Origin of the sequence: Algibacter luteus, assembly GCF_900141715.1 — a bacterium.
Taxonomy (GTDB): domain Bacteria; phylum Bacteroidota; class Bacteroidia; order Flavobacteriales; family Flavobacteriaceae; genus Arenitalea; species Arenitalea lutea.
Window position 1 is genome coordinate 72913 of record NZ_FQYK01000003.1, and the last position, 14135, is coordinate 87047.

Annotated in this window: 17 protein-coding genes; 9 read left to right on the forward strand and 8 right to left on the reverse strand. The window is 33.3% G+C overall.

Annotated elements, in window-relative coordinates:
- Positions 1-15 precede the first annotated feature (15 nt).
- Positions 16-792, reverse strand: a complete 777-nt coding sequence (locus tag BUA46_RS06400; RefSeq protein ID WP_019388415.1) for a TerB family tellurite resistance protein — start codon at positions 790-792, stop codon at positions 16-18.
- 248 nt (positions 793-1040) lie between these two features.
- Here BUA46_RS06400 and BUA46_RS06405 point away from each other — a divergent pair, with 248 nt between their 5' ends.
- The 6 genes from BUA46_RS06405 to BUA46_RS06430 all read left to right on the forward strand — a co-directional run bounded on the left by BUA46_RS06405 (position 1041) and on the right by BUA46_RS06430 (position 4741).
- Positions 1041-1451, forward strand: coding sequence for a BrxA/BrxB family bacilliredoxin (locus tag BUA46_RS06405; protein ID WP_019388414.1), 411 nt, complete (start codon positions 1041-1043; stop codon positions 1449-1451).
- 101 nt (positions 1452-1552) lie between these two features.
- The gene (locus BUA46_RS06410; protein WP_026010118.1) at positions 1553-1945 is read left to right on the forward strand and encodes a hypothetical protein; all 393 of its coding nucleotides are present in this window, start codon (positions 1553-1555) and stop codon (positions 1943-1945) included.
- A 25-nt stretch (positions 1946-1970) separates the two neighbouring features.
- Positions 1971-2708, forward strand: coding sequence for a lysophospholipid acyltransferase family protein (locus BUA46_RS06415; protein WP_019388412.1), 738 nt, complete (start codon positions 1971-1973; stop codon positions 2706-2708).
- Between the two features lie 12 nt (positions 2709-2720).
- Positions 2721-3722, forward strand: a complete 1002-nt coding sequence (locus tag BUA46_RS06420) for an acyl-ACP desaturase (protein ID WP_019388411.1) — start codon at positions 2721-2723, stop codon at positions 3720-3722.
- A gap of 18 nt (positions 3723-3740) precedes the next feature.
- Positions 3741-4079, forward strand: coding sequence for an avidin-fold protein (locus BUA46_RS06425; protein WP_019388410.1), 339 nt, complete (start codon positions 3741-3743; stop codon positions 4077-4079).
- 5 nt (positions 4080-4084) lie between these two features.
- The gene (locus BUA46_RS06430) at positions 4085-4741 is read left to right on the forward strand and encodes an HD domain-containing protein (protein ID WP_019388409.1); all 657 of its coding nucleotides are present in this window, start codon (positions 4085-4087) and stop codon (positions 4739-4741) included.
- Positions 4742-4753: 12 nt separating this feature from the next.
- On the opposite strand, the gene BUA46_RS15105 is transcribed toward BUA46_RS06430, so the two are convergent.
- Positions 4754-4927, reverse strand: a complete 174-nt coding sequence (locus tag BUA46_RS15105; protein WP_178313106.1) for a hypothetical protein — start codon at positions 4925-4927, stop codon at positions 4754-4756.
- Positions 4928-4938: 11 nt separating this feature from the next.
- On the reverse strand, positions 4939-5814 hold the full coding sequence (locus BUA46_RS06435; protein ID WP_019388407.1) for an AraC family transcriptional regulator: 876 nt from the start codon (positions 5812-5814) through the stop codon (positions 4939-4941).
- Between the two features lie 204 nt (positions 5815-6018).
- On the opposite strand from BUA46_RS06435, the gene BUA46_RS06440 reads away from it, so the two are divergent.
- Together BUA46_RS06440 and BUA46_RS06445 are read left to right on the forward strand one after the other, a co-directional pair.
- Complete coding sequence (locus tag BUA46_RS06440; protein ID WP_019388406.1) at positions 6019-6612, forward strand: hypothetical protein; 594 nt, start codon at positions 6019-6021, stop codon at positions 6610-6612.
- Positions 6613-6924: 312 nt separating this feature from the next.
- The gene (locus BUA46_RS06445; protein WP_019388405.1) at positions 6925-7533 is read left to right on the forward strand and encodes a hypothetical protein; all 609 of its coding nucleotides are present in this window, start codon (positions 6925-6927) and stop codon (positions 7531-7533) included.
- Between the two features lie 61 nt (positions 7534-7594).
- Here the strand turns inward: BUA46_RS06445 and BUA46_RS06450 are convergent, their stop codons facing one another.
- The 4 genes from BUA46_RS06450 to BUA46_RS06470 all read right to left on the reverse strand — a co-directional run bounded on the left by BUA46_RS06450 (position 7595) and on the right by BUA46_RS06470 (position 12274).
- Entirely contained in the window at positions 7595-8668 is a 1074-nt protein-coding gene (locus tag BUA46_RS06450; RefSeq protein ID WP_019388404.1) for a PA0069 family radical SAM protein, read from the reverse strand.
- Between the two features lie 109 nt (positions 8669-8777).
- The gene (locus tag BUA46_RS15005) at positions 8778-9698 is read right to left on the reverse strand and encodes a polysaccharide lyase family 7 protein (RefSeq protein WP_202801149.1); all 921 of its coding nucleotides are present in this window, start codon (positions 9696-9698) and stop codon (positions 8778-8780) included.
- Between the two features lie 267 nt (positions 9699-9965).
- Positions 9966-10748: an enoyl-CoA hydratase/isomerase family protein gene (locus BUA46_RS06465; protein WP_019388402.1), complete on the reverse strand. Its 783-nt coding sequence runs from the start codon at positions 10746-10748 to the stop codon at positions 9966-9968.
- Positions 10749-10789: 41 nt separating this feature from the next.
- The gene (locus BUA46_RS06470) at positions 10790-12274 is read right to left on the reverse strand and encodes a sensor histidine kinase (protein ID WP_019388401.1); all 1485 of its coding nucleotides are present in this window, start codon (positions 12272-12274) and stop codon (positions 10790-10792) included.
- Positions 12275-12592: 318 nt separating this feature from the next.
- On the opposite strand from BUA46_RS06470, the gene BUA46_RS06475 reads away from it, so the two are divergent.
- Positions 12593-13471, forward strand: a complete 879-nt coding sequence (locus BUA46_RS06475) for a carboxypeptidase-like regulatory domain-containing protein (RefSeq protein WP_019388400.1) — start codon at positions 12593-12595, stop codon at positions 13469-13471.
- A 115-nt stretch (positions 13472-13586) separates the two neighbouring features.
- Here the strand turns inward: BUA46_RS06475 and BUA46_RS06480 are convergent, their stop codons facing one another.
- On the reverse strand, positions 13587-14135 hold the full coding sequence (locus BUA46_RS06480) for a CopD family protein (RefSeq protein WP_019388399.1): 549 nt from the start codon (positions 14133-14135) through the stop codon (positions 13587-13589).

Below are 14135 nucleotides of genomic sequence, written 5' to 3' on the forward strand. Positions count from 1 at the left end.
TTAATCTTGAAAAGATTAAAACCCACGTTCCTTTTGCAATTGCTCGTAAGCAGCTTGCACTTGTCTAAACTTTTCTTCAGCACCTTTTTGGTGTTCTTTTCCTAAATGAATCACTTTATCTGGATGGTATTTTTTGGCCATTTTACGGTATGCTTTTTTAATTTCATCATCGGTAGCGCTTTTATCAACCTCTAAAACTTTATAAGCATTGTCGCTACTGTTATAAAACATGGCTTTAATACTTTCGTAATCTTTAGAACTGATACCTAAATAACCTGAAATTGTGTAAATCTGTTTTTCTTCGTCGCTTGTAACTGTACCATCAGCCTTGGCAATACCGAACAAGAAATGCATTAATTGTAGACGTGATGGATGATCCATCATTTGTCGAATTTGCAAACAAACGGGTCTTACCGAAACATTTTGCTTCCTTATATTTTTAAATAACTTAAAGGCATGATTTGCACGTTCTTTACCATACATGTTTAAGAATTGCTGACGAACAAAATCTAACTCGCTTTGATCCTGCTTGCCATCCGCTTTTATAACTACCGAAGCTAAAATGAGTAAACTCACTTCAAAATCGCCCGATTGTGTTTGTGGGCGTTGTCTGGGTTGGGTTCTGTAGGTTGTTCTTCCTCTTCTTGTTTGTTGCCCCTGACCTAAAAACGGATTATCCTTACCGTTTGCCATAGCATCGATAACACTACCTAATGCTAAACCTATTATTGCACCAATAGGACCACCAAACGACCAACCAATTGACGCACCTATCCATTTTGAAAAACCCATGTAATTATTTTATTTTAAATACGACCAAATATACCATTGTTAGTTGAATTTTTTATGCTTTTGTTACAGTTGAAATGCGTTAAGGATAGAACGGTATGTTTGAGCTCTCCCGATTAAAATCGGGAAGCGAGTAGTGATAGCCTGACCTTATAACGCCATAAGCGTTTTAAGGGAACGCCCAATAAATTATTAAGTAGGATTTGATTAACTTTGCACATTATTAATATGAAGAATTAAAATTAAAAAATATGTATCCAGCAGAATTAGTAAAACCAATGCGTGAAGATTTAACAAAAGTTGGTTTTGAAGAATTACATACTGCCGAAGCTGTTGAAACTGCTTTAGCAAAAGAAGGAACTACTTTAGTGGTTGTAAACTCGGTTTGTGGTTGTGCCGCAGCCAATGCCCGCCCAGGTGCTAGAATGAGTTTGCAAAATGCTAAAAAACCAGACAACATTGTAACGGTTTTTGCAGGTGTTGATAAAAATGCGGTTGATGCGGCTCGTGCCCACATGGTACCTTTCCCTCCAAGTTCACCAAGTATGGCGTTATTTAAAAATGGCGAATTGGTACACATGTTAGAGCGTCACCATATTGAAGGTAGACCAGCAGAATTAATTGCTGAAAACCTTGTTGATGCTTATAACGAGCATTGTTAAGAAGCGTTTAAAAAATAATAAACCACGTTAATAGCGTGGTTTTTTTATGCGTTTACGCAACCTTTTCTAATTATTTTCATCTAATGGGAAAAAATAATTCGATGATACGAAACCAGTTTTTTAGTCCGTTTTTAGCTGTGATTTGTTTAAGCTTTTTAGCTTTTCAATGTGATGATGACATGACACAAGAAGATGATAACGCCCGTTTGGAAGTATTAAGATTAGAAATAGAGAATTTAGCAAAAACGTCTATTTGTAACGAAGCAACTGAGTGCAAGTATATAGGCTTTGGTAGCAAACCTTGTGGTGGACCATTAGGCTATTTAACTTATTCAACATCTATTGATACTGAAAAATTAGAAGGTTTAGTTTCAAATTACAATAAAATAAATGCAGAGTACAACTCAAAATGGGGTATTATTTCAGATTGTAGTATTGTAAACCCACCAACTAGTATAATTTGCGAAAATAACATCTGCGTTGCTGTGTACTAAAACATAGATTATTTATTTTTGGGGCATGATAAAAATCTTGTCTTATCCATTATCGGTTATTTACAATATTATTTTTGGGTTAACACTTGTTGTGTTCCACCCCATACAATGGTTTTGTTTTAATGCACTAGGTCCGAGAGCTCACGAAAAAAGTGTATTTGCGTTGCAATTTTGTTTAATGCGATGTGCAAATATTTTAGGCACACGGTTTTCTTTAAATAACCCGCATCAAATAGATACCAACCGACCGTTAATTATTGTTGCAAATCATCAAAGTTTGCACGATATATACCCGCTAACTTGGTATATGAGAAAACATCATCCTAAATTTATTAGCAAAATAGAATTAGGCAGAGGCATACCAAGCGTATCTTATAATTTACGTCATGGTGGGGCTGCATTAATCGATAGAAAAAACCCGAGACAATCGTTACCAGCACTCATGAAATTTGGTGAGTATATTGAAAAAAATAATTTTGCCGCAGTAATTTTTCCTGAAGGTACTCGAAGTAAAGACGGTACGCCTAAACCATTTCAAACTAAAGGCTTAGATATTTTATTTAAAAAAATACCTTCAGCATTGGTTGTTCCTGTTTCTATAAACAACTCCTGGAAAATGTTACGTTATGGAAAGTTTCCAATGGGATTGGGCAATCATCTAACTTTTACCGTGCATAAACCTCTAGAATTGGCTACCTTTGTTAATAAGCAAGATCTAATTGCGCAAATTGAAACAACAATAAAAGCAGGTGTTAAACATTAAAATAAGAGTGAAATGTCTTTAAAAAATAAAAGATTAGAGGTGATGAAGTTTTTGGAAAAAGACGTTGATGCCTTAATGGAGAAATATTTAATTCCGATTGACAGCATTTGGCAACCAACAGACTTTTTGCCGAATTCTGAATCTACGGATGGTGCTTTTTTTGAGGAAATTAAAGAAATTAGAGAGTTGGCTAAAGAATTACCTTATGATTTTTGGGTAGTTTTAGTTGGCGATATGATTACCGAAGAAGCCTTACCAACCTACGAATCTTGGTTAATGGATGTTGAAGGTGTAGACCAAGTTGAAAATGGCGGAAACGGATGGGGTAAATGGGTACGCCAATGGACTGCTGAAGAAAACAGACATGGCGATGTGCTTAACAAATACCTTTACCTTTCTGGTCGCGTAAATATGAAAGAAATTGAAAAAACCACACAGCATTTAATTGCCGATGGTTTTGATATTGGAACAGATAGAGACCCATATAAAAACTTTGTTTACACGAGTTTCCAAGAATTAGCCACTTATGTGTCGCACAATCGTGTTGCAAAACTGGCAAAAGATAAAGGGAACAAGCGATTGTCTAAAATGTGTAAAATTATTTCGGGCGATGAAATGCGCCACCATCATGCGTATTCTGAGTTTGTAGAACGTATTTTTAAAGTAGATCCTAGCCAAATGATGATGGCTTTTCATTATATGATGAAGCAAAAAATTACAATGCCAGCTCATTTTTTAAGAGAATCTGGAAATAAAATAGGCACTGCTTTTGAAGAGTTTTCAAATACTGCACAGCGTATTGGGGTTTACACCTCGACAGACTATGTTGATATTTTGCAAAAATTGATAGACCGCTGGGAAATTGATAAAATCACTAATCTTACTGATGAAGCTGAAAAGGCAAGAGATTATTTAATGAAATTGCCTGCCAGAATGTATCGTTTATCTGAACGTATGAAAATTCCAGAAAACTCATTTCAATTTAAATGGGTAGAGCCCGCTATTACAAAGTAAAAGTAACTTCATTATTAATTGATTAATTACAATAACAAAAGGTTTAGGCCGATTTCTAGTTCAGAAAATAGCGAAACTGACGCTAGTACTGTTTTTGTATACAAACAATCGGGTAACATTGTTACGGCTTCCTATTTAAGTAAAAATATCGTGTCAGGTCATTTAATAGGATTGGTGAGTGCCAATGGCTCTATTAACATGCGGTATCATCAAGTGAATAAAAATGCCGAATTAATGACTGGAATTTGTACCTCCACACCAGAAATACATACCAATGGAAAAATAACCTTGCATGAAGAATGGCAATGGACTTCTGGTAACAAATCTAAAGGCAAATCTACACTTCAAGAACTTTAATTGTTATGCATTCAGAAGACATTATAAATAAAACTATAGCATTTGTAAAACATACCTTGGCAGATGCCGAAGGTGGGCACGATTGGTTTCATATTGAGCGGGTTTATAAAAACAGTCTTTTAATTAGTAAAACCGAAACTGTAGATCCTTTAGTAGTGGCTTTAGGCGCCTTATTACATGATATTGCAGATAGTAAATTTCATAATGGCGACGAAACTCTTGGCCCCAAAATAGCCCGTGAATTTTTATTTAAACATAATGTAGATTCAAAAATAATAGAGCATGTTATTCAAATTATTGAAAACATTTCTTTTAAATCGAGTTTGTCTGGGAAAAATACATTCAAATCGTGCGAATTGGATGTTGTGCAAGATGCAGATAGATTGGATGCTATTGGTGCCATAGGTATTGCTCGTTGTTTTAATTATGGAGGTTTCAAAAACAGAGCACTTTACAATCCTGATATTAAACCCAACCTGAATATGACTAAGGAAGCATACAAAGCTTCAAACGCCCCATCTATCAATCATTTTTATGAAAAATTGCTGCTTTTAAAAGATAAGATGAACACCAAAACAGGGAAACAAATCGCTGAAGAAAGACATAACTATATGTTAGGTTTCCTAGACCAGTTTTATGGCGAATGGGAAGGCAAGAGGTAAATGCTTTTAAGTTTAATTCTCTAATGCCACCTGTAACGCTGTAATTTTATACTCCAAAATAGAAAGTTCTTCGGCATTTTCAATAATTTCTTCAACAGTTAAGTCGTCTTTACTGTTTATATAATCCATAATACCTTGTCTCTTATAGGAATAGTATTTTAAAGCTTCATTGATTTTATGTATCATACCTATTAATATTATTGTATAATAAGCTTAATTTCTTTTCTATAGTTAGAGGCACTTTTGCCAGCTATATCATTAAATACCTTGTTAAAGTGCGAGAAATTGTTAAATCCGCATTCATAACAAACATCAGCAATACTCATTTCGCTTTCTTCAGATAATAATTTAGTAGCATGTACAACACGATATTCATTAACGACTTGCGTAAATGTTTTATTCGTGGCTTTTTTAAAGAATCTGCAAAACGCAGGAACTGTCATGTTTACTTTATCTGCCATTTCATCTAAAGCAATATGGTGATGGAAATTTTCGCGAATGTATTTAAAAACCACACCTATTTTAGCACTATCCTGTGCTTCGGGTTCAAAAGCTATTCCGTCGGCATTTAATAATGTATAGTCATCAGTTTTTGCTAAATAATCTAAGATTTCAAGAAATTTCAAGATGCGTTTTAAACCATCGCACTCTAAAAGCTTCTCAATTTTTCGTCCAATCTTCTTTTTAGTATCAATTTTAAAACGAATGCCCTTTTTTGCACGCTCAAAAAGTGCAACTATATTGGCCATTTCTGGTATATTAAAAAACTCTTCTCCTAAAAAATCAGATTTAAATTGCACAATCGTTTCTGTGCCATTGGCTGTAAGCCTATCGGAAAACCCGTTATGCGGTAAATTCGCACCAATTAGAATCAATTGACTGTTATTAAAATAAGATAAGTGATTTCCAATATGAGTCTTTCCTTGGCCTTTATTTACATAAACCAGCTCTAATTCAGGATGAAAGTGCCAATAGGCATTGTTTTTATCTACGTTTTCACCATGTTGCTTTACTAACAAGGAACTTCCAAAACTCGGGGTAAGTTTTTCAAAAGTAGGTTTCTTTTTAATCATGAGGGTACATATTTAATAACAAATTTAGTATTTATTATGCACACATTATATATTCTTTTACCCTAAATGTATGCTATATTAACTTTACACACCCTTAACAAATAATTAACAGATAATTTAGCATACAAATTAGTCAAAATTGATGTTTTCGGGGGCTTCCATCTAATATATCTTTGTACCGTTGAACGTTATAAAACCCAAATTATGAAAAACGTAATTAAAAACACAAAAAAAGGAATTCTAATGGTTGCCCTAATGGCTACGGTTAGCTCATACGCTACAAACACTGATGCTACTATTAAAACAGGTGTTAAAAAAACGGCGTTAGTATTGAAAAATGTAAAACAAGGTAATATTCTTTCCATTATAGATAGCAACGGAATCATTTTATATAAAGAAGCTATCGCAATTAATGGTGATTATAAAAAAGCTTTTGATTTAACTGAGTTACCAGATGGTGATTATGTTTTCGAACTTGAAAAAGATTTAGAAATCAAAACCATTCCATTTTCAATTGCATCTGATGTGGTTAGCATGAATGCTAAAAATGAAGTGTCGTACTTTAAACCTTTTGTAAAACAGATTAATGATTTAGTTTATGTATCTAAACTTAATTTATCTCAAGAAGATACTAAGATTAACATTTTTGAAAACATTGAAGGAACATACACATTAGTGCATTCTGAAAAATTTGAAAATGAAAAGACGATACACAAAGCTTTTAAATTGAATAAAGGAAATTATAAAATTGAAATAAACTCGATTAATACCGAGTATACAAAATTCGTTAATAATTAGTTTAATGTCTTATTTAGTTTAGTTTAGTTGGTAAAAGTGGGCTGTGGTGGCCCACTTTTCTTTTCTACAATCTTCAAAATTTTATACGCACACATTTATGTAGTGCTTTTTTTGTCTTCCAGATTTTTGGTATCGATTTCTTGAAAATGGTAAATATATACCCTATTAACTTACTTCTATTTTATTTTAATTTAACCCAAAGTTAATGTAAAAATAACAGATAATTTAGCACATAAATTAGTCAATATCAATGTTTTACACATCGTAAAACTAACATACCTTTGAAGTGTTGAACGTTATAAAACCCAAATTATGAAAAACACAATTAAAAACACAAAAAAAGGAATCTTAATGGTAACAATGTTTGCTACCTTGTTAAGTTTCGCAAATGATGGATCATTATTTAACATTACTAATGATGCAAAAAGAACCTACCTTACTTTAGAATCTGTAAAGCAAGGCAACCTATTATCTGTAAAAGATATAAACGGTATTATATTATACAAAGAGTACATCCAAAAAACAGGAACTTACACAAAAGGTTTTGATTTAACGGCTTTACCGGATGGTGAATATGTTTTTGAACTTGACAAAGATTTAGAAATAAACACTATACCTTTTAAAGTCGATTCAAATGTGGTTGTTTTTAATAAAGAAAACGAAAAAACAATCTACAAGCCTGTGGTAAGAGTTAAGAATGGTTTAGTTTATGTAACAAAACTTAATTTAAACGAAACACCTTTAAAAATTAGTATTTATTTTCAAAACGAAAGTGGATCAGAGTTAATGTATAAAGAAATCATTACAGAAACCACTTCTAAAACTATTAGCAAAATCTTTAAGCTTGAAGGCTTGAAAAAAGGATCTTACAAAATGATATTTAATTCTGAAGGTAGACAATTTGTTGAATACATTAACTAATTTCTAATTGCCCTATTTTAGAATATGTTGAGAAAAGTGAGCTGTAATGGCTCACTTTTTTTTAGAATAATTTTAACTGCCCGTTTTTACAAGGCTGATGCAAATTACAATTCAGTTTTTGTGGTGCTTTATCTTTAAAGTATTTAAGTTTAGCCAGTTTTACTAGATTATTAATTTGTTCGGCTATTTTTCCTTCACCTCGCATGCGTGCACCAAATCTTGAATCGTTTAAAGTACCCCCATGACAACTTTCTATTTGATGTAATACCTTATCTGCCCTATCGGGCATTGTTTTATTAACCCAATCGGTAAAAATTTCACCAATAGCGCCATTAAGTCTCACAATGGTATGACCAATAGATAAGGCCCCAGCTTCTGAAACCGCTTTGGCCATTGGTAATATTTCATGACTGTTTATAGACGGAATAATAGGCGCCAACATCACATTAACCGGAATTCTATTTGTGCTTAAAACCTGTATGGTTTCTAATCGTTTTTTACTGGTTGTTGTTCTAGGCTCTAAAATACGCCTTGTGTTTTCAGAAAGTGAGGTTACCGAAATGTTTACACTCACCAGTTGATCTTGAGCCAAGGCTTTTAAAAGATCCAAATCTCTTAAAACTAAAGCGTTTTTGGTTATAATCCCAACAGGATGCTTATACTTTAAAAACACCTCTAAACAGGCTCTTGTTATTTTATAAATTTTTTCCGCAGGTTGGTAACAATCCGTGTTCCCAGACATGACTATAGGTTGTGCTTTCCAGTTTTTACTTTTTAATTTGGCTTCTAATAATTTTGGGGCGTCTTTTTTAACCAAAATACGTCGTTCAAAATCTAAACCAGGACTGTAACCCCAAAACTCGTGCGTGTTTCGGGCGTAGCAATAAATACAACCGTGTTCGCAACCTTGGTAAGCGTTCAAGGAATACCCCATACCAACATCTGGACTTTGCACTTTATTAACTATGGATTTAGGAAACACCTCCAGATATGTCGTTTTATTTGTATCGCGGGTTTCGCCTTCCTTATGGCAATATTCTAGGAAGTCATTACGCATCTCGTGACTAAGTTCAAAAAACCGATTAGGCAGATTAAGTTGCGCACCGCGACCTTTTATGGTAGATTTTGGGTTCATGCTGTAAAATTAAAGAGTTGTATGATTTAAGTAGCTCTTTAAAATTAGCAATTATATAAACCCAAAACTGTTAAAATAAAAAAGGGTTATTAACAAACTAACAGGAGTATTACTGTTTTATCAATTTCAAGATTGAAGTTCTATCTTGTTCGCTCACCAATTTTAAAATATATACACCACTTTGTAATGACCCTGAAAAATATTCAAAATCGGAAACCTCAGTGGACTTGTAAATGACTTTACCTAATAAGTTATATAATTCTATATCTTGAATTTGAGATTTAGTATCAATATTTACCCTGTCTTTGAAAGGATTGGGATATATTTTAATGTTTTCAATTTCTAATTTTTTTTTACTCAAGGTCGTACCATCACCAGTAAATAGCTGATCAAAATGAGCAGTCGCTGTCCCAGGATCCTGAAGATATACGCCAGCTTTCCAATAGCTTGGGAAAGTCCAATATGAAACATCTACATTTACTTTTTCAACCCCTTCAAAATCAATAATCATTTTCCCACTTACTAGTCGAATATCGACGTTAAAGTATCCACCAGGATCAGCTCCTAAATCGATATGCATATTATTATTCCCTGAAATATCAGTCTTATAAACCGCCCAAATATGGTTGTTTGGAGTCTTGTTATTATGCTTATAAATTCTTAGCAATGGTTTATTTGGCCCGCTTCCAGCATTGGCGTCATCATGTATTTGTAATATGGTTACTTGATAGTTATCAGGTGTTTGTGAAACAATATCTATGGTAGCATGTAATGAACGATCTGCTGAATTAATATTCCAGTTAATTTCATCCCTTAGTTCTGTACGTTGACTATCACCAGTTTGATTAAAAAGAATTTTATCAGTATCGACTACATGAAACCAAGTGCCGTGTGTATAGCCACTATTTAATGCTGAATTTGTTGCAGCAGTATTGCTCCCAGGAGCTTGCAATTTGCAATGAGATAAAAAAGCTTGAAATTTTGGTATATCTGAAGGTGCCTGAGCACACACTTCTGAAATGCTTAGCATCGCATTAAAAATCAAAACTAATTTTAAACTTGATTTAAGCGTAAAACATCTGAAATAACTTTTAGATATAATTGATTGTAATAAATTGAAATTCATCATTTTAGAAGTGGTATAAGTGTTGTTGAATAATTGGTTTACCAATTTTTGAAAATAAATTAACAATCTATTAAATTTGTTTGAATATCATCCCATGAGTTTCAATATTTCGTTACTTAATCACCTCATATGAACATCATAAGAATTAAACGACTTACAAACAAACAATCCTTATTCCCCCGGGAAATCCGCTTTTCGTTTTTGTAAAAATGCGGTAGTGCCTTCTTCAAAATCTGCGGTGCCAAAGCATTTACCAAATTCTTTAATTTCAATATCAAAACCGTTCACACCGTCTTTATAATTCGCGTTAATAGCTTTTATGGCGCCACTAATAGCTACTGTAGAGTTTCGTAAAATTTTAGAAGCTATTTTTTCGCATAGTGGTAGTAGTTCTTCTTGTATGGTGACATGGTTTACGAGTCCGTAGCTTAAGGCTTGGTTTGCGTCTATCATGCCTGCGGTCATAATCATTTCCATGGCGCGTCCTTTGCCTACTAATTGCGGTAATCGCTGTGTTCCTCCATACCCCGGAATAACACCCAACGACACTTCTGGCAAGCCTAATTTAGCATTGTCGCTAGCTACTCTAAAATGGCATGCCATGGCTAATTCGAGTCCACCACCAAGGGCAAAGCCATTGACAGCGGCAATAACTGGTGTGGATAAATTTTCAACATAATCGAATAAAATATTTTGCCCGCTTGCGGCAAGTTTGGTCCCCTCGCTAACATCATAATCGGCAAATTCGCTTATATCGGCACCAGCAACAAAAGCTTTTTCGCCACTGCCTGTTACAATAATGATTTTAGTGTCTTTATCTTCTTGCGCCGCTTTAAAGGCTTCGTGCAATTCTTCAATAGTTTCTCTGTTAAGTGCGTTTAATTTATTAGGGCGATTGATGGTTATTGTTCTGATACCACCGTTTTCTTCGGTTAGGATATTATTGTATTTCATGATTTTGGTTCTTTATAAAATCCCTATCTGCATAGGAAAGGTTACTCTTTAGGGAATGACACTTTAAATGTTGTGCCTTTATTTTTTTCTGATACAAAAGACACCGAGCCTTTATAGGTATCTACAATATTTTTTACCATGGCTAAGCCAAGACCCATACCACTTGTTTTGGTCGTGAATTTGGGCTCGAAAACCTTATGCTTGTTCTCTTCGGCAACTCCCAATCCATTATCGGCTACGGTTATGAGCACATCGCCATTGTTTTGCGACACGTGAATTACAATTTTTGGCGTTTTATCTTCAGGAATTGCCTGAATAGCATTTTTAACCAAGTTGGTAACCACACGAATGAGTTGTGTTCTATCAAATTTAGCAATTATTTCATCTGAATCCGTACTAAAAATAATATAATCTTCGTTAAAAATATCGAGCGCCAATTTTACAATTTTAACCACATTAAGGGTTTCATTTTGTTGTGCTGGCATTTTAGCAAAGTTTGAAAATGCCGAGGCTATAGAACTCATAGTGTCTATTTGCTGAATTAAGGTTTTACTATATTCATCTAGTTTTTGATGGATGTTTTCATCTTCGGGATTAAACTTGCGTTGGAAATTCTGCACCGTTAAACGCATCGGCGTTAGTGGGTTTTTAATTTCATGCGCTACTTGTTTTGCCATTTCTCTCCATGCTTGTTCGCGCTCACTTTTTGCCAATTGCACCGCACTTTCCTCAAGCTCGTCTATCATACTATTATATGAGTTTACCAAAGTTGAGATTTCTTCAGAAGTATCATCAACATCAATACGTTCGTTACGTTTTTCAAGTCTTGTTGTGTTTATTTTATCACTAATAGTTTTTAATGATTTGGTAATGTATTTTGACAATAAAAAGGCAATACCAATGGCTGTTAAAAGCACCAACATAAAGGCAAACCCTAATCGTTGCAAGAACTCTTGAAGTTCTTTGGAAAGAAAATCGTCTTTTTCTAAATACGGGATATTTAAAATAGCGATGGCCTTAGATCTATTATCTGTAATGTAGGTGTAAGAGGACTGGAAGGTTTCGCCATTTTCTTTATGCTTATCTACATAACGGTGTTGTGCAATTTCTGAAGCGTTATTAAATTCTATATTTTGAGTTAAAGCATTCATAACTTCCGCTGTAAGGCATTTAGCAACGTTATTATCTTGCAATCCTGCTTTTGAGGTGATGAGCAAATCCCCTTCTAAATTGTATAAGTTAATTTGAAGTTTATGAATGTCGGCAACGTTGTAAATTTCTTCTTTAAATATAAGAGGGATGTTTTCTGTTTTAACTTCCCAAGTATTTTGGCGACCATTTAAAACACGCTTTAAATGTGTTTGAATGTTCTCTTCTTTGCGCTCTAAACGCTCTTTATGGTAGTCTTCACTCTGCTCCTTGTATTGGTAAATGGCTACTGCCGAAATAAGCACTGATGCTAATAATACTAGCAAAATCATGGCTAGAAAGATGCGAGTGCGTAAGGAGAGTTTCTTTAATTTCATGTATTCATTATGATTCAATAAATATAACAATAATCAAACCAAACAGCCTAAGGCTCATATAAAAACTCTAAGATAACTTTTGTATGGTCATATATAGAAAAATAAAGTTTATCTACAAACACTACAGCAATAACCTTAATCGAAATCAATTAAGTATTGTTTTTCGATTTTTATTCAAGATTTAATCATAACTCATTCTAATAAATATTAAATAATTAAAGAAAATTCGACAAAATGCATTTACATTAACGTATTTCATCGATTAAATTTGTATTATATCGGATATTTTTCTTTATTGTAGAGTCTAAGTACAATAAAATGAAAAAACTACTGCTTATTATCCTTTTATGTTCAAGTCTTCTTGTAAGCTCTCAAGAAACCCTTGAAATTATAGGAACAATTGTGAACAGTCAAAATTCGCCCGTAAGTTCCGCTTCAGTCAGCATTCCTGCTGCTTTTTTAAGAACCACAACCGATCAAGAAGGTCAATTCAATTTATCACTAGAAAATGTTAATTATAAAATTGATGATATCATTAAAATATCAAGTACAGCTGCTGATGAGACCATAAATATGACCATTGGAGACTATATGAAATTAAACAAAAAACAAATAGTTTTAAACGACGGTAGCGCAACTGACAAAAGGAATAAAGAGAAAATTGCAACCACTAAAGAAGAACGCTTTGAATATACTGAAGCAAAAAAGACGTTACTTACTTTAAATAAAGTAAAACAAGGAAATAAAATTTCCATAAAAAATTATCGGGGACAAACATTTTTTGATGAACGTGTGGAAACAGAAAGTCTTCTTAGTAAAGAATTTGATTTAAACTTCTTGAAAGATGGTAATTACTTTTTTGAAATTGAAAAAGATATACAAATAGACATAATACCATTTACTATTAGTTTTGAAAAAGGTATTATTTTCTTAAAAAATAAAGAAAACACACTTTTTAAACCACATGTTAAATTTGAAAATGAGTCTGTAAAACTGACGCAATTGTCTCCAAATAAAGAGCCCGTAACAGTGAATATTTATGGTGATTACTATAATACTTATGAGTTAATATACACTGAGACTATTAGAGATGAACAAGATATTAAACGACTTTACAAACTAGAAAAAGGAAATTTCAAAATTGTGATTAAGTCCAACAATAAGGAATACGCTACATTAATTAATAATTATGATTAGTTAAAAGGTATACAAGTTTAAACCTGTTTTATAGCAATTCGCTATTTTGTATTTAGTTTTGCAATTCTGCATTCACAAATACTATTTTTCTTAAAACCATACTAGGCAAAACTTATCAAGCTTTAGGGTCTTTATTGCGCATATTTTTATATACTTTATATCCAAGCATAATAAGCACTCCAAGTATAACAAGCCCTATAATTCCCCAAATCCAATTGATAGCATTTTGTAAAATAACTAAAAATACGACGGCGAATAATATAAATGTGGCGCCTTCGTTCCAAATCCGCATATAACTGGAAGTTTTTTTGACCACGTTTTGTTGTAATTGGTTGAAATATTGATGAGTTTTAAAGTGATATAGGTAAAGTAAAAACACAAAAGCAAGTTTTACATGCATCCAAGGTTGTTGCAGCCAATAAGGCTGTAAAACGAGCAACCAAATCGCGAAAAATGTAGCTAAAATGGCCGATGGCCAGGTGATAATAAACCACAATCTTTTGGCCATGAGTTTAAGTTGCTCACCCAAAATTTCTTTGTCAGGCGAGGGTTTTTGAAAAGCTTCGATTTGATATACAAACAAGCGCGGAATATAAAATAAGCCCGCAAACCATGTGATTACAAAAATGAGATGAAATGCTTTAATGTATTGGTAATATTCCAT

What these genes read in the sequence shown, in the direction of transcription:
- BUA46_RS06400 (WP_019388415.1), bottom strand. Translation starts at nt 792, where the DNA reads ATGGGTTTTTCAAAATGGATAGGTGCGTCAATTGGTTGGTCGTTTGGT.
- BUA46_RS06405 (WP_019388414.1), top strand. Translation starts at nt 1,041, where the DNA reads ATGTATCCAGCAGAATTAGTAAAACCAATGCGTGAAGATTTAACAAAA.
- BUA46_RS06410 (WP_026010118.1), top strand. Translation starts at nt 1,553, where the DNA reads ATGATACGAAACCAGTTTTTTAGTCCGTTTTTAGCTGTGATTTGTTTA.
- BUA46_RS06415 (WP_019388412.1), top strand. Translation starts at nt 1,971, where the DNA reads ATGATAAAAATCTTGTCTTATCCATTATCGGTTATTTACAATATTATT.
- BUA46_RS06420 (WP_019388411.1), top strand. Translation starts at nt 2,721, where the DNA reads ATGTCTTTAAAAAATAAAAGATTAGAGGTGATGAAGTTTTTGGAAAAA.
- BUA46_RS06430 (WP_019388409.1), top strand. Translation starts at nt 4,085, where the DNA reads ATGCATTCAGAAGACATTATAAATAAAACTATAGCATTTGTAAAACAT.
- BUA46_RS15105 (WP_178313106.1), bottom strand. Translation starts at nt 4,927, where the DNA reads ATGATACATAAAATCAATGAAGCTTTAAAATACTATTCCTATAAGAGA.
- BUA46_RS06435 (WP_019388407.1), bottom strand. Translation starts at nt 5,814, where the DNA reads ATGATTAAAAAGAAACCTACTTTTGAAAAACTTACCCCGAGTTTTGGA.
- BUA46_RS06440 (WP_019388406.1), top strand. Translation starts at nt 6,019, where the DNA reads ATGAAAAACGTAATTAAAAACACAAAAAAAGGAATTCTAATGGTTGCC.
- BUA46_RS06445 (WP_019388405.1), top strand. Translation starts at nt 6,925, where the DNA reads ATGAAAAACACAATTAAAAACACAAAAAAAGGAATCTTAATGGTAACA.
- BUA46_RS06450 (WP_019388404.1), bottom strand. Translation starts at nt 8,668, where the DNA reads ATGAACCCAAAATCTACCATAAAAGGTCGCGGTGCGCAACTTAATCTG.
- BUA46_RS15005 (WP_202801149.1), bottom strand. Translation starts at nt 9,698, where the DNA reads ATGCTAAGCATTTCAGAAGTGTGTGCTCAGGCACCTTCAGATATACCA.
- BUA46_RS06465 (WP_019388402.1), bottom strand. Translation starts at nt 10,748, where the DNA reads ATGAAATACAATAATATCCTAACCGAAGAAAACGGTGGTATCAGAACA.
- BUA46_RS06470 (WP_019388401.1), bottom strand. Translation starts at nt 12,274, where the DNA reads ATGAAATTAAAGAAACTCTCCTTACGCACTCGCATCTTTCTAGCCATG.
- BUA46_RS06475 (WP_019388400.1), top strand. Translation starts at nt 12,593, where the DNA reads ATGAAAAAACTACTGCTTATTATCCTTTTATGTTCAAGTCTTCTTGTA.
- BUA46_RS06480 (WP_019388399.1), bottom strand. Translation starts at nt 14,135, where the DNA reads ATGGAATATTACCAATACATTAAAGCATTTCATCTCATTTTTGTAATC.